The organism is Mycetocola sp. JXN-3 (genome assembly GCF_014522285.1).
Lineage (GTDB): Bacteria > Actinomycetota > Actinomycetes > Actinomycetales > Microbacteriaceae > Mycetocola > Mycetocola saprophilus.
Genome location: NZ_CP041635.1, coordinates 2,296,744 through 2,311,359, shown reverse-complemented (window position 1 = coordinate 2,311,359; position 14,616 = coordinate 2,296,744). Strand labels below are relative to the sequence as shown.

The following is a 14,616-nucleotide window of genomic DNA, read 5'->3' as shown; positions in this document are numbered from 1 at the left end:
GTCGCGTAGGCCAGGGGCGACCGAGGAAGCTGTTGGTGTGTCGAAGGATACGAGTGCGCAGATGGCTGCGCGGCGGTACGCCAGGCGGGTCTAGCGCCGGCGGAACTCAGCAACACTGAGTATGAGAATCCGTACTCGGGTCTGTGCGGCGACATCGCGGCCGGCGCGATCCAGTTCCTCCACGAGTGGGCGTCGCCGGCAAAGGAAGCCTGCATGGTGCACGTTTCCCGCGCCAAAGCTCGCGGCTAGTGCAGCGAGCTTGATTCGGGCAGTGCGGACGCGCGAGGAGATCCTGTGCGCATGTCACGTAGATATGTGGGGCGTTGGCGAACGTGTCTAGGGCAGCAGCCTCGGTCTCAGCGTCGAGATCGTCGGCGGCGATGCTCGGACCAGGACATCGCTTGGTCGCCGTGCGGCACGTGTAGATGCGTTTCCCGTGGCGAGTGACACCAGCAACGAGACGTGCACCACAACGATGGCAGCGGAGAATTCCACCCAGGAGTGTTCGGGATGAGCGCGCAGCGTCCCGGCGTGGCATGAGCAGGCCGTCCCAATTCTTTGACTCGATAATCAGCGTTGTTTGGTTGGTGACCAGGAGATGATCAATTTGGGTGATATGCGGCTTTCCCGTGTGCGGGTCATGGGCCAGAATGCAGATGTTTGTCGCCAGGAAGCCGTTCAGATGATCGTCTTGTACGATCCGGAGGATCAATTCTCTCGATGGCGTCTCCCATCGCATCCCGGTCGAAGCCCAATTCCGAATAGCTTCAAGCTCGGAAACGTGTTGTTGCCCAAGCTGAGAAAAGCGAAAATCGACATTGCTGCTGACCTCGATCGCGTTGTTGTGCAACCGTTCAATTTGGTACCCAAATGCCGCAGCCTGCTCGGAGAACCGACGCCGTGTTGTCCTCCGATGTTTCACCGCGATTGAGATGACGACGATGAGTGCGATTGTGAGAGCGGCCGCGAGCAACGGATAGAACATGCAACGCCTCCCTTTCTTCTGGTTGGTCCGATACACGGGGGCTGCACGGTTGGGAACATCACCATTCAATACGAGTCCCGAGCGGGCTGAACCACGGCTGTCACGAATGTGCGTGGTGTTGAATCACCATCTCCGCCTCGTATTGCGAAACATGCGCAGTGACGTGGCCTATATGGGGAAGGAATCTCATACTGGTTCGCAACCGGTGGAGGGCCAGCCGCGGTGCAAATACTGGTGTTCACCAGCTGCGTTCCAGACTTCTGGAGTCGCAATAGGAGAAACCATTGAATCCTCATGACATCCCGAATCGGCACCGGTGAGTATGAGAGTTCAACAAAGAATCATTAGGCACTTTGGCGGTAAAAGCGGACAGCGAGGACGACATGTCGTTTTTGTATCCAAAACCTCATACGGGCGGGCAACGGTGCCGCTGTTTAGCTCGCAGGTATGCGAATTGTTGGCCTTGATCTCAGTCCCCGTCCCGCAGCCTTGACGGCAGGCGGGACGCCGCGGCTGCTGTGGCCCGATGTGGCCAAGGGGCTGCTCATTATTCTGGTGGTGTTTTGGCACACGGTGGTGAAGTCCTACCTGCAGGTGGACTGGCGGATTCCGGTACCGATTGCCGGGGCCTGGGGGATTGCGGCCGACATTACCTATCCGGTGCGCATGCCGCTGTTTTTCCTGATCTCTGGATGTTTCGCGGCGAGTGCGCTCGCGCGACCCTGGGGCGCGGTATTCCGCGGCCGCGTGGTGCGATTCCTGTATCTTTACCTGCTCTGGACGCTGATCCACATGGCAACCATGTGGGCGTTTCCCGACTTTCCCACCCTGGTGCCGCGTTCGATTGCCGAGTTTATCGAGGCGATCACGATCAGCCCGCCCAACGCCTGGTACCTCTATGCGCTCGCGCTGTACTTCATGATCGCCAAGTGCCTGCGACGTCTGCCCCGCTGGATTCCGTTCGGCGTCGCCGCCCTGCTCTCGATCGCGGTGGGCGCGGGGCTGATCGACATCGTCAGCAACCGCGGATCCCTGATCGCCAACCTGCTCTTTTTCCTGATCGGAGCCTACGCCTCGCGAAACGTCCTCCGGTTCACCTCGCGGCCTCGTCCCATCCTCGCCGCCGGACTCCTTCTCGGATATCTGGGGGCGTTTGCGCTGGTGCGGATGGGCTCCGTCGAATCTGTTCCCGGAGTCCTGCCCGGCCTCGCGCTGATCGGGGTCCTGATGGGTCTCGCGATCGCGCCCCTGCTCGCACGCCTCCCTCGCCTCGGCCGTGGACTGGCCTTTCTCGGGGCACGCACCCTCCCGATCTACGTGATCCACATGCCGATCCTCGCCCTCATCGATGCTCTGATTGTTGGGCCGCTCTCGGACGCGGGCACCGGCGTCCAACTCGTGGCGGCGACCTGCCTGCCGCTGGTGATCACCGCAGCGGTCATCGCGGCGAGCCTCGGAATTGCGCGACTCATCGCCCGGGATCGTCTTGCCTGGCTGCTGGATCTTCCGGTCCGCCGCGGAGCAACGTCTGCCGCCGCCCTCCCCGGAGACTCGCCTCGGCGAAGCTCGTCCCAGCACCCGCCCCTCGCTGCTCGGACCTCCGCGGCACCTCACCGAGAGGTTCGGCCAGACGCCTCAATCACCGCTTCGCGGGTCGCCGCATCCCGGCGACGCGTACCCTGGCCCACAACCGACACCGCCCGCGGCCGTACCCCGGCGCGGTACCGTGTGCCCTGGCGCACGCCCGTTGCCGTGCTCCTGCTTGTGGCACTCGGTCTCACGGCGTCTGCGGCATCGGCGATCCCCGTCCCGTCCCGATCCGAGATGCCGCACCGGCCCGCACACCGCACCGGCGAGGTGAGCATCGGTGCGGTCGGTGACATCCTGCTCTATGACGCATCGCGCGGGATCCCGGCCGATCAGGGTGCCGGCACCTTCGACCGGGTGCGTCCCTGGTTCACCGAGGACCTCGTGACCGGCAACCTCGAACAGGCACTCACCCCCGACAACGGCACCAACAAGTGCGCGGGGCTGGGCGACTGCTTCGCCTTTCGCAGCGATCCCGCAGCTGCCGCGAGCCTGCACGGTTTCACCGACCTCAACCTCGCCAACAACCACAGCCGCGACTTCGGACAGCGCGGCTACGATGCGACCCGCGAGGCCCTGGAGAGTGTGGGCATCCGCCCCGTCGGGGATCGAGACGAGATCAGTTTCACCAGGGTCGGCGAACTGATCGTCGCGATGATCGGGTTCGCGCCCTACTCCACGTTCAACCGGGTGACGGATCTCCGGCACGTGCGCGCCATTGTCCGCAAAGCGGCCGAGCGGGCCGAAGTCGTGATCGTTCAGGCCCACATGGGGGCCGAGGGGCCGACGGCGGACGCGGTAACGCCCGGCACCGAAACGATATTTGGGGAGAACCGCGGCGACCCGATCGCCTTCGCCCATGCGGCAATCGACGCCGGAGCCGACCTGGTTCTGGGACACGGACCGCACATCCTGCGCGGGATGGAGTGGTATCGCGGGCGGCTCATCGCCTACAGTCTGGGTAATTTTGGTGGTGGGGGAGCGTTCGGGACCGACCCCTCCACCCGGTTCGGCGGATATCTCTCGGTACGACTGAACGCCGACGGCACCGTGCTGGGGGCACGGGTGCGCTCGGTGCGTTTCGAGCAGGCGGACGGCATCCCGACTCCGGATCCCAGCGGTCGGGCCGCGCACCTCATGACCGAACGGGGACTGCGTGATTTCCCTGATTCTCACGTTTCAATCGGTACCGACGGAGCGATCACCGTGCCATTGGCCCCGCGGACATAGGCGAGGCCCGCAGCGTACCCATCCGTCCTGTCACTCACGAATGTGCCGGAACACGTTTGGGGGATACGCGGCGCCACCGTGCACGCTATAGCCTGTGGGCGTGACCTTGCCACATGCCCTCGGCGGATGATTCCGGATGCGCCGACCTCCATAGGGGAGGTCACGGGACGGCATCACCGCGGTGCTAGCGGGCACCGTGATCGAACATGACGCGTGGGCGCGTGGGGTAGCGGGCGCGCGTCTCCGTGTGGACGTCCAGGGCAGGGGCGTTTCCGAACTGTGTGATCTGAAGGGCTTTGAAATCGATGTTCGCGCCGGAGAGGTCGTCCCCCGCCTCAACGATGATGGCTACCTGGCAGCGTCAGGATGGAGAGTGAAGATTGTTCCCTAACCCGCGTCAAGACGGAGCCGGAGTGCGCATGCCGCGGAATGCGCCCCGCACACGTCCCGCCCAACGCTGGTTTGCGCTCGCACTTCTGCTGGGAGTAGGAGCGCTGGGAGGGTGCGCGTCGGACGGCGTCACCGTGAGCGGGAATCCCTCGGATGAGGCGACCTCAGTCGTTGTGGTGCGCCCCGTCTACCGTGACGAGGTCCCTTCCTGTCTCGAAAACGACCCGGCGGTTGAGCCGGGGATACGGAGCGCGGACCAGCCCGCGTCACGAATCTCCTATGGGCTCACCGCGGGTGCGGGCGCGGATGATGTTGCGGGTTTCGTCGACTGCCTCAGATCCTCGCTGCGTTCGGGGACAATCGAGCTGCACACGAATCGATAGCCGACAACGATCGGGACGAAACGTGTGGCGGCACGGCTATTGGTGGTTTCCACGCCCGACCTGACCTGAGCCGAGGCAGGCCCGTTTGGAGCTCTCCGCGGTGACCCCTGGTTACGGTGCGGCTATGCTCGCCCCATCGCCCGCTTGGTGCGCGCCGTCGCGACCGCGGTCCACGGGTCCTCGGGCCAGGGGTGCTTGGGGTAGCGGCCGCGCATCTCCTTGCGGACGTCCTGGTAGGGGCCGTTCCAGAAGGAGGCGAGATCGCCGGTGATCGCCAGCGGTTTCTGGGCGGGGGAGAGCAGGTGGAACAGGATCGGGACGCGGCCACCCACTAGACGAGGGGTCTCGGCCAGGCCGAAGAGCTCCTGCAGCTTCACCGCGACTACCGGGAGCGGGGCGGTGTTCGCGCCAGTGCCCGCACTCGTGCCGGAGCCGGTGCTTCGTGCGGACCCGGACTTGGCACCAGCGGCCCCGGCCCTTCGCTCGGAGCCGGCCTCTGCCCCGGCGGCCCCGGCTCCTGCACCGGTGTCCCCGGTGTCAGCATTAGCATTAGCTTCGACTCCGACTCCGACTCCGACTCCGACACCGACACCGACTCCGACACCGACGACTCCGACACCGACGACTCCGGCACCAGCTGCTCCGCCACCGGCGTTCCCGGCTCCACCCTCCTCGACATCCGGGTAGCGGATTCGCACCCGGTTGCCCGAGGGCACGTCCAGATGCTCGGGCACAAGCGTGTCGAGCTGTGCGGCCTCGGGCCAGGGGAGGAGACGGCGCAGCGCCTGGGTGAGGTCGATGCCGTGGAGGGAAGACTGGGCGGTGAGGCGTTCGAGGTCGTGGCCGAGCCAGGCGTCGATGTTCGCAAGGAGTGCCGCATCGTCCATCGCGGGCCAGGGATCCCCGAGCTCGCGGTGCAGGAGCCCCAGCCGGGCCCGCAGGGTAGCCGCGCCCTCGCTCCAGCGCAGCCCGTCGAGTCCCGTCTCGCGCAGGTGCGCGGCAAACGCGGGAGCGGTGTCGGCGGCGGTTGGGGCGACCGGAGTGGAGGACAACCGAATTGCGCCGAGGGTGCGCCGCTCCTCCACCCGAACCCTTCCGTCGGCAACCCGCGCCGCGCGCTCGGATGCACGCAGGGGAGCGCCGAGACGGAGTGCGTCGGCCTCTCCGAGGGCTGCGGCAAGCCGGATCACCGCACCGGTCCCATCGGCCACGCGCCCCTCGGCACGCTGAACCTCGCGCACCGCGATCCACTCGCTGGACACCAGCTCGCTGCCCTCGGGCAGGGCAGCCCGGGTGCCGCTGGCCAGCAGGTAGCTGCGGGAGTGTTCGCCGGTGCGGCGGGCGATCCATTCGGGACGGGCGATCGCCGTGACGATGCCGGGCAGGTCGGCGGGGTGCGCGGCAGCGTTGGCTGGCACGCTTGCGGGATGCGCGGCAGCGTTGGCGGGCAGGTTTGCGGGATGCGCGGCAAAGTCGCCCGGCACGTCCGCCGGATGCGCGGCCGTGTTGGCCGGCACGTGTGCGGGTTGCGTGCGTGCACCGGAATCCGAACGTCCGTCCTCGGCGATCCGCGCCAGCCGCCGTGCCTCCGCCTTCCACCGTTGGGCACCGGGCGCGCGGCCCGAGCGCAGATCGCGCAGCAGGCGGGACAGGTCCGCCCCGGGATCGCGGAAGTCACCCGACAGCGCCGCCACAACCTCGGCCACGGCATTCGGATCCCCGATTTCGGCGGTCCCCGACAGCAGAGCCCGCGCCTCGCGCACCCCCACCGGGAGTCGGGACACCCGGCGACCCAGCTCGGTGAGACCGCCCTCCTCGGACACCAGCCCCAGCGCAAACAGCTCGCGCTGAGCCTGCTCCATCGAGACGGCCGGGGGAGGCGTTAACAGGCGCAACCCGGTGCCGCCCGGGGTTCCCCAGGCGGCGAGCAGCAGGGCGGCATCCAGCAGATCGGCGGATTGAATCTCGGGAGCCGATGCGGGAGGCATCCGCGCAAATTCGGTCTCCGTATAGGCGCGCACGGCCCGTCCCGGCCCCTGACGGGCGGCGCGACCGGCGCGCTGTTCGGCGCTCGCCCGCGACGCGCTCACGGTCACCAGGCCGGACATATCGCGTCCACGGTCCCGGCGAACCTCACGGGTCAGGCCCGAGTCGATCACCAGGCGCACGCCGGGAACCGTCAGTGAGCTCTCCGCCAGCGAGGTACTCACCACGATCCGCGCCGCCCCGCCCGCCGTCGCCCCGGACACCGCCAGGTCCTGCTCGGCGGGGGTGAGGCGACCGTGCAGGGGAAGCACGTCGATGCCGGTCGGATCCAGATCGCGAATGCCGCGCACGACCTCGTCCACCTCGCGTGCGCCGGGGACAAACACCAGCGCATCGTGACCGGCTTCTCGCTGCTCGGTCACGGCAACAGCGGCCAGGTGCCGCAGGAATTCCCGGGTCACGCCGCGCTCGTCCAGGCGCGGGTGGCTGCCGGGGCGGTGCGCGAGTGCCAGCGGGTGCAGCGGGGAGGGGACGTTGACCACCGGAGCATTCAGGAGCGCGGCGATTCCGGCGGCATCCAGGGTCGCGGACATCGCGATGACCGTGAGATCCTCGCGGAGTTCGCGGACCTCGGCGAGGAAGCCGAGCAGCAGGTCACCATCCACGGAGCGCTCGTGTACCTCGTCGAGTATGACCGCGTCCACGCCCTCGAGTTCGGGATCCGACAGCAACCGGCGCAGCAGCACACCCGGGGTCAGCACCTCGATCCGGGTTTCGGGACCGACTCGGCGCTCGCCGCGGACGGTGAAGCCGACCGGGCCGCCCACTGCGGAGCCGTCGAGGGCCGCGAGTCGCCGGGCGGCCGCGCGCACGGCGACCCGGCGCGGCTGGCTGAGCAGGATGCGTCCGGAAGAAGCGCCCGGAACCGGTCCTCGCTCCGCCAGCAGGTTCGCCACCAGCGGCGGCACAAACGTGGTTTTTCCGGTGCCGGGCGGGGCCGTGATCACCGCGGTGCCGGTGGAAATCGCGTCCGCGAGCTCATCCCGCGCGGCCGAAACCGGCAGGCCGGTGCCGATGCTGGCCAGATCAAAAAGGTGTGCGCTCACCTCCCCATCCTAGGGAGCTGTGATGTGTGCGGTGACCACCTAGAGCTCGGGAAACGCGGTTTCGATCGCTTCTTTAAGAGTGCGCGCTGCATTCAGATCGAATTGGATAGTCTGACTAACTTTAGGGTGCGACGCTCGGCTGTCCGACCCAAAAGTTGACACCTGGAGAAGTGTGTCAGGTCCGAAACTGAGAATGTTCCACTCAGCGTCGGCTTCGGTTGGATGAATCTTGCTTTTCGACGTTACTTGCTCAAAATCTCGAATGCGTGCCATGCGCCTCATCGTAGTAGTTTGAGAACGCCGACGGTGCACCCATCCTAGGGAGCTGGCGCATACGGAGCGAACGGCCCCCGATCGTCCCGGGCATTCGCGTGCGGACCCGATAGGCTGACGAGTCATGACGCAGCACGCACCCCTTGCCGGACCCGCCCTCATCGTGATCGATGTTCAGCGAGGGTTTGAGGATCTCGCCTTCTGGGGGCCGCGAAACAACCCGCACTGCGAGAAGAACATTGCGGCGCTCATCGCCCGATGGCGTGAGCGCGAGTGGCCGGTCGTGTTTGTCCAGCATGATTCGGATGACCCGGCATCGCCACTGCACCCTCACAATCCCGGGCACGCGCTTGCTGGGTTGATCGAGGGCGAGCCCGATCTGCTCGTGCGCAAGAGGGTGAACTCGAGCTTCCACGGCACCCCCGATCTGCACGCATGGCTCACCGAGAATAGCCTTTCGGAAGTCGTGATTTGCGGAATCACGACCAACCACTGCTGCGAAACCACGGCGCGTCTGGCCGGAAACCTCGGCTATGAGACCACGTTCGTCCTCGATGCCACGCACACGTTTGATCGTGCGGCACCGGATGGAACGGTTGTGACCGCCGATGAACTAGCCCGCATCACCGCGACCAATCTGCACGGGGAGTTTGCAACCGTCCTCGGTACCCGCGAGGTGTTGGAACGCACCGCGCGCTGACGCGGATTTCGAAACTAGGCGTCCGCGCCGCTCGGCGACGCCAGCGTGCACACATAGCGGCGGCGATCGGGCCAGCGGGCATCCGTGTGCCCAGCGGCAATGGTAAATCCGAGGCGACGGTAGAAATCCACGGCATCATCGTCGGTTTCCGCCAGGATTCCCCTGTTCGGGGCCGCGTCCTTGATGCCCTGCACGAGTCGCCGACCCAGCCCGAGGCCACGCGCACGTTCATGCACCGCAATGTACATGATCTCCACGGGATTCGAGCGGAGATCGCAGGCGATGAAGGCGACCAGGCCGTCCGGATCCGACATACCGCGCACCCAAAGGTGTGGAAGCTCACCGTGTGTGATTCGATCAAGCTCCGCACTCTCCACCTCGGCGGCCAGCCACAGCAGGTGTCGAAACTCGTCGCTCGCGACATCGGAGGGGTGGTTTAGGGGGATCATGACTCCCATTATTCGCGATGTGAACGATGCCCGGGGTGACAATCTGGGTGTGCCGCGGTAGCCGGCAGGCTGTCCGGACCCGCCGGCATCCGAAAGAGCGCGCATCCGCCGACCCCCATGTCGGAGAGGCGAATGACGATCCGTCGGGAATCTACAAACCTCCGTGACAGAGAGGCGAATGACGATTCGCCGGGAATCCTAAAACCGCCGTGGCGGCGCGCATCTTGCGCGCCGCCACGGCGAGTTGAGGAGCTTGGGGCTCTATCGAATGGGGTTAGTCCTGCTCGCTGCGTCCGCGGATCCTGAGCACGGCGAGGGTGCCGCCGATCAGCAGCAGCGCGAGTGCGCCGTAGATCAGGGGAGTGGGGGTGCCGCCGGTGACGGCCAGGGCGGTGGTGCCGGTCGCGGCGGGGACCGTGGACGGGTCAACCGTGGAGGTGGCCGGCTTGGTGTCCAGCACGGGAGAGGTGATGTCTGTGGGGTCCGTGGGGTTTACCGGGTTGGTCGGGTCCACGGGATTGGTGGGATCGACGGGGTCAACCGGGTCAACCGGGTCCACCGGGTCCACGCCATCCGCGACCGCATAGGTGTAGGTCACGCAGGCGCTCGGGCCCACGCCGCCGTCCACGCTCGCCGCCATCATCTGCTGGCCGAAACCGACCCGGTTTTGATAGTCGAGACCGAGGCCCGAGTAGGTGCCTCCACCCTGGTTCTTTACGCCCTCCGGGGTCAGCAGGGTGAGGGTTCCGGTGCCCACAAACGCGTCGCCGGCGGCGTAGGTTGCCCCGAACGTCAGGATCTCGGGGGAGAGGATGCGCCCGCTGGTGCCGGCGTAGTCGAGGCTGCCGTCGAACGGTGTCAGCGCGGTGACCTCGGTCTTGCGGTCGAAGGTCTTGTCGAAGATGCCGTCATAGGTGGCGTCGAGTGCAAAGGTGCCGCCGAGCGCGGATTCCAGCTCCACGTTGAATCCGTAGCCGAATTCCCCCTGGAGCGCGGTAGTTCCGGTGTTTTCGATGCTGACATATCCACCATCGGTGAACTTTCCGGCCACCTCGACCGAGATCAGTTCACCAAGGCTCGGATCAAACTGTTCCACCTGCAGCGGGTGGGTCCAGGGGTTCTGCACCAGGTCGATGGGGTCGCCGGCGTTGTACATCCAGCCACAGGTAGTGATGGTGGCGATCTTCTGGGGAGCGGCCTCGGCGCTCGCCATCAGGGGTGCGCCGAGGATGGTCGCGGGGACCAGGGCGGCGGCGACAAGCGCCCCGCGCCGCAGCGCGCGTGAGGATGAACGGGGGACTGAATGAGTTACGACCATGAGGTCTCCTGAGCTAGGGATGAGCGCCGGGAGCATCGAATGCTCCGGGGCGCGGTGGCGACCGGGTGTCGCAGATGATCGTTTCGGGCGATCAGTAACCGTGTACCATTCTAGTATTTTAGTTTCTTAAACATCAAGTCTGTCATGTTATTTTTTTCCGAACCTCGAAATTGCGCCTCGGCCGGCCCATGCGAGGGCCCTGCCTCCCTCACTCCCCGGTAGGGGGTTCAATCCCTCCCGGGCGTGATGCCTGCGCACGCACCGGCTTTTTATACTTCACGGGTTGCCGAGGAATCGGCGGCGATGAAGCAGCGGCGACCGAGCAGCGGTGCCGTATTGACGGTGCCGACCCGCGGCACCGAATAGCGGTGCCGAGCCGGCGGCGGGAACAAGGAGTTGAAATGTTTGAGTGGTTGAACGATGCGATTCTGGCCACGGCGGGATCGCCCTGGATCTACCTCATCGTCCTGTTCGGGGTCTGCGCCGATGCGTTCTTCCCGCCGATTCCCTCGGAGACCGTCGTGGTGGCCGCCGCGGCCCTGGGGTTTGCCACCGGCGCACCGAATCCGTGGATCATCATGGCGCTGGCCGCGGTCGGGGCCGTCGCCGGGGATAACCTGACCTACTGGATGGGAAGCCGGATCGGGCTGACCCGGTTCCGCTGGATGCGCGCCGAACGCTCGGTCAGGGCCTTCGACTGGGCGCGCCGCGGCCTGGAAAAGCGCGCCGGGGTGCTGATCTTCACCGGACGCTATATCCCCGTGGGCCGGGTCGCCGTCAATCTGACCGCCGGGGCGACCGGGCTGCCGCGTCGCCGCTTTGTGCCGCTCTCGATCCTCTCGGGTGCCACCTGGGCGCTGTATTCGGTGGGCATCGGCGTGTGGGCCGGGGCGTGGTTTCACGAGACCCCGCTGCTGGGTGTGGCCGTCGCCGTCGTCTTTGCGATCGTGGTGGGACTGGTGATCGACCGCATCGGTGCAGCCCGAGCCGAAGCCTCCCCAATCACGCGGGTCCGTGCCACAATGAGAGAAGATCATGCGCGCATCCAGTCCCAGTGAACTCGCCGGCCGTCCCGTCACGGCCCGCATCTGGGTGATCCTGGGTGGTATCGCCGTGGTTCTGGCCGCGGTCTCGATCCCGGTCAACGCGGTGCTCTACGGGGTTCCGGTGATCGACGCGATCCTGCTCGGGCTGATCCAGTCGGGCCTGCTGCCGCTGGCGGTGCGGAGCCCGAAGATTGCCGCCGCACTCTCGCTGATCCCGTTTGTACTGCTGGCCCTGCTGGGCAACGGCTCGGTGGGGGCACCGTGGCCGGTCGCGGTGACGTCGATTCTGGCCCAGATCACGATCATCATCACCCTGGCGTTCGCCTCCACCTGGCGCACCGCCGCCCTCACCTGGCTGGTGTCGGTCCTCGCAGTGATCGCCCTGATCGCGGCCACCCCGCAGCGCTACGACCGCTTCACCGAGTCCCTGGCCTCGGCCATTCCCTTCGCCGCGATCTCCCTCGCGCTGCTCACCATCGCCCTGCTGCTGGCCCAGCGCACCCGCATTCGCGCGCAGCTGGAGCGTCAGCGGCGGGTCACCGCGTCCGAGCAGGTGAGGCGCGAGCTGGTGGAGGAACGCAACCGGATTGCCCGCGAGCTGCACGACGTGGTGGCGCACGGACTCTCGATGATCCAGGTGCAGGCATCCTCCGCCAAGTATCGGCTGCCCGACCTCGCGCCCGAGGCGGCGGCCGAATTCGACAGCATTGGGGCCACCTCCCGCGGGGCGCTCGCCGAGATGCGTCAGCTGTTGGGGGTGCTCCGCAATGAGGATTCCGCCGCGGGACTCGGGCCTCAGCCGGGGCTGATGGACATTCCCGAGCTGGTGAAGTCGATTCAAAATACCGGCGCCGCGGTGGATCTGCGCTGGTCGGTGGATGATTCCGACGGCCTCCCCGCCTCGATCTCGCTGACCGCCTACCGCCTGGTGCAGGAGGCCCTGAGCAACGCCGTTCGGCACGCCTCCGGAGCCGCCGCAACCGTGGTGGTGACCCGTGCATCGGGCGCGATTGACCTGATGATTGAAAACGAGGCACCGCGGGATTCCGTACGCGAGGTCGAGGGACCGCGGACGTTCGGATCCACCCACGCCGCCGAGGCAATCCGGGGCGCGGGTGCCGCCCGGGACACCGATCCAGCCTCACCCGCCGCTACGCCCCGCACGGGTGGTCACGGCCTGGTGGGCATGCGCGAGCGCGTGCAGCTGGCCGGAGGACGCCTCACCCTCGGCCCCACCGATTCCGGCGGCTTCCGCGTCGCCGCCCACCTTCCCATCCCCGACAACACGGAGCGCGCATGAGCGACACCACCATTCTTATCGCCGACGACCAGGCCATGGTGCGTGCGGGGTTTGCCGCGATCCTCGACGCTCAGGACGGGCTGCACGTGATCGGCCAGGCCGCCGACGGGGCCGAGGCCGTGAAGCTCGGTCGCGCGCTGCGCCCCGACGTGGTTCTGATGGACGTCCGGATGCCCATCCTGAACGGTATCGAGGCGACCCGAGAGCTGACCACCCCGTCCCACGGCGACCCCTATACGCCGCTGGTCATGGTGCTCACCACCTTCGATATCGACGAGTATGTGCACGATGCGCTGCGCGCCGGGGCTAGCGGATTCCTGCTCAAGGATGCGACCCCCGAAGACCTGGTGCAGGCCGTGCGCATCGTCGCCTCGGGGGATGCGCTGATCGCCCCGCGGGTGATGAAGCGCCTGATCGAATCGTTCACCGCTGGCCCCGGTCCCGCCCCCGCCCGGCGCGCGGTCGAGTTGAATGGGTTGACCGATCGCGAACGCGAGGTTCTGGTTCTGGTGGGAACGGGCCTGTCCAATACCGAGATTGCGGCCACCCTGTTTATCTCCGAGCAGACGGTCAAGACCCACGTGAGCAAGATCTTCTCCAAGCTGCACCTGCGCGACCGGGTGCAGGCCGTGGTTCTGGCCTACGACACCGGCCTGGTGGAACCCGCGCGCTAGGGGCGTGCCGGTCGGCGGCGGACGAAGAGGGTGATCGCCGCCATCGTGCCGCCGAGGGCAAACAGGGCGATTCCGCCGGCGACCAGGGGGAGCGGGGTCCCGCCCGAGTAGGCGACCGCGGTGGTGCCGCTCGCCCGTGCGCTGCCCGGGGCCAGGGCGGCGGCCGCGGGCGGGGTTGCTCCGGTCGGGGCCGGGAACTCGCCGGGCGTGGGGGATGCCGTGGGCGTGGGGGACGGGGAGGGTGTCGTGGAGGCCGTGGGTCTCGGCGAGGCCGCTGGGGCGATTCCGGGTGTCGGTGCGACCCGCGTGTCCGGGGTGCTCGGGCCTTGGGACGCCACCGGAGCGGTGGGATCGGCGGAGGGCTCGGGATCCGCGGGAAGGGCCGGATCGGGCAGGACCGTCGGGGTGTACGTGTAGACCACGCAGGCGCTCGGGCCCACCCCGTGATCGACGCTGGCCTGGATCATCTCCTGGCCAAAACCCACCCGGCGCACATTGTCCAAGCCGATGCTTGAATAGTCGCCTCCACCCAGATCGTGGACGGTTGCCGGAGTCATCAGGGTGAGCGGACTCGTCCCGATAAACCCGTCGAAGGCCGCATCGGTGTTGGTATAGGTGCGCTCGAATCTGAGGAACGATGAGCTCAGGACCCGCCCGCTGGTGCCGGCGAAGTCGACGGTCCCATCAAAGGGGGCCAGCTCTTGTACTTCGTTGCGGCGATCAAACGAGTTCCCGTAGGCACCGTCGTACTCGCCGGTGAGGGGGAGCGTCTCGCCATAGGTCGTGGTGAGTTCGATCTCGTAGCCGTAGCCGTATTCGCCGGAGAGCGGAACGGCCCCGGTGTTTTCGATGCTCACAAATCCGCCGTCGCGAAACATCCCGGTGACCGTGACCGCGGTGAGCTGGCCCAGCGCGGGATCGAAGCGGTCGACATTCAGTGGGCGGGTCCACGGATTCTGCGCGGGATCGATCGGGTCGCCGGCGTTATACATCCAGCCGCAGGACGGTGCGGTGGTCAGCGGGTCAACCGCGCGCGCGGCCAGGGGCGCTCCGCCGAGTGCCAGCGAGATAATCGCCGCCGAGAGCAGCGTCGCGGCGGCCGCTGTGCCGCGGCGGGGGAGCCTGGGCGCGCGTCGGGGGTCGACGGACGAACGTGACATGGGGTCTCCTGCACCGTGGGGGATCGTGC

General features: G+C 67.0%; 11 protein-coding genes. 5 read left to right on the top strand and 6 right to left on the bottom strand.

Going from position 1 to position 14,616, the window contains the following annotated elements; genetic code table 11:
- Positions 1 to 106: 106 nt before the first annotated feature.
- Positions 107 to 739 carry a recombinase zinc beta ribbon domain-containing protein gene (locus tag C7C57_RS15980; RefSeq protein ID WP_370581452.1) on the bottom strand — a complete coding sequence of 211 codons (633 nt, stop codon included), beginning with the start codon at positions 737 to 739 and terminating at the stop codon, positions 107 to 109.
- Between the two features lie 693 nt (positions 740 to 1,432).
- On the opposite strand from C7C57_RS15980, the gene C7C57_RS10530 reads away from it, so the two are divergent.
- The gene (locus tag C7C57_RS10530; RefSeq protein ID WP_187976384.1) at positions 1,433 to 3,802 is read left to right on the top strand and encodes a CapA family protein; all 2,370 of its coding nucleotides are present in this window, start codon (positions 1,433 to 1,435) and stop codon (positions 3,800 to 3,802) included.
- A gap of 895 nt (positions 3,803 to 4,697) precedes the next feature.
- Here C7C57_RS10530 and C7C57_RS10520 read toward each other — a convergent pair.
- Positions 4,698 to 7,667, bottom strand: a complete 2,970-nt coding sequence (locus C7C57_RS10520) for an ATP-dependent RNA helicase (protein WP_255505656.1) — start codon at positions 7,665 to 7,667, stop codon at positions 4,698 to 4,700.
- A 39-nt stretch (positions 7,668 to 7,706) separates the two neighbouring features.
- Positions 7,707 to 7,940 (bottom strand): hypothetical protein, encoded by a 234-nt coding sequence (locus C7C57_RS10515; RefSeq protein WP_187976383.1) that lies wholly within the window; start codon positions 7,938 to 7,940, stop codon positions 7,707 to 7,709.
- A gap of 124 nt (positions 7,941 to 8,064) precedes the next feature.
- Here C7C57_RS10515 and C7C57_RS10510 point away from each other — a divergent pair, with 124 nt between their 5' ends.
- On the top strand, positions 8,065 to 8,640 hold the full coding sequence (locus tag C7C57_RS10510; RefSeq protein WP_187976382.1) for a cysteine hydrolase family protein: 576 nt from the start codon (positions 8,065 to 8,067) through the stop codon (positions 8,638 to 8,640).
- 14 nt (positions 8,641 to 8,654) lie between these two features.
- On the opposite strand, the gene C7C57_RS10505 is transcribed toward C7C57_RS10510, so the two are convergent.
- Entirely contained in the window at positions 8,655 to 9,089 is a 435-nt protein-coding gene (locus C7C57_RS10505; protein ID WP_187976381.1) for a GNAT family N-acetyltransferase, read from the bottom strand.
- A gap of 274 nt (positions 9,090 to 9,363) precedes the next feature.
- Complete coding sequence (locus C7C57_RS10500) at positions 9,364 to 10,407, bottom strand: choice-of-anchor E domain-containing protein (RefSeq protein WP_187976380.1); 1,044 nt, start codon at positions 10,405 to 10,407, stop codon at positions 9,364 to 9,366.
- Positions 10,408 to 10,808: 401 nt separating this feature from the next.
- Here C7C57_RS10500 and C7C57_RS10495 point away from each other — a divergent pair, with 401 nt between their 5' ends.
- Genes C7C57_RS10495 through C7C57_RS10485 form a run of 3 tightly spaced genes read left to right on the top strand, consistent with a single transcriptional unit; the run spans position 10,809 to position 13,427 of the window.
- Entirely contained in the window at positions 10,809 to 11,465 is a 657-nt protein-coding gene (locus C7C57_RS10495) for a DedA family protein (RefSeq protein ID WP_187976379.1), read from the top strand.
- On the top strand, positions 11,443 to 12,753 hold the full coding sequence (locus C7C57_RS10490; protein WP_187976378.1) for a sensor histidine kinase: 1,311 nt from the start codon (positions 11,443 to 11,445) through the stop codon (positions 12,751 to 12,753). Before C7C57_RS10495 ends, C7C57_RS10490 begins: the two co-directional genes overlap by 23 nt.
- Entirely contained in the window at positions 12,750 to 13,427 is a 678-nt protein-coding gene (locus tag C7C57_RS10485; RefSeq protein WP_187976377.1) for a response regulator transcription factor, read from the top strand. Before C7C57_RS10490 ends, C7C57_RS10485 begins: the two co-directional genes overlap by 4 nt.
- Here the strand turns inward: C7C57_RS10485 and C7C57_RS10480 are convergent.
- On the bottom strand, positions 13,424 to 14,587 hold the full coding sequence (locus C7C57_RS10480; RefSeq protein ID WP_187976376.1) for a choice-of-anchor E domain-containing protein: 1,164 nt from the start codon (positions 14,585 to 14,587) through the stop codon (positions 13,424 to 13,426). The genes C7C57_RS10485 and C7C57_RS10480 overlap by 4 nt on opposite strands.
- Between the last annotated feature and the right edge of the window lie 29 nt (positions 14,588 to 14,616).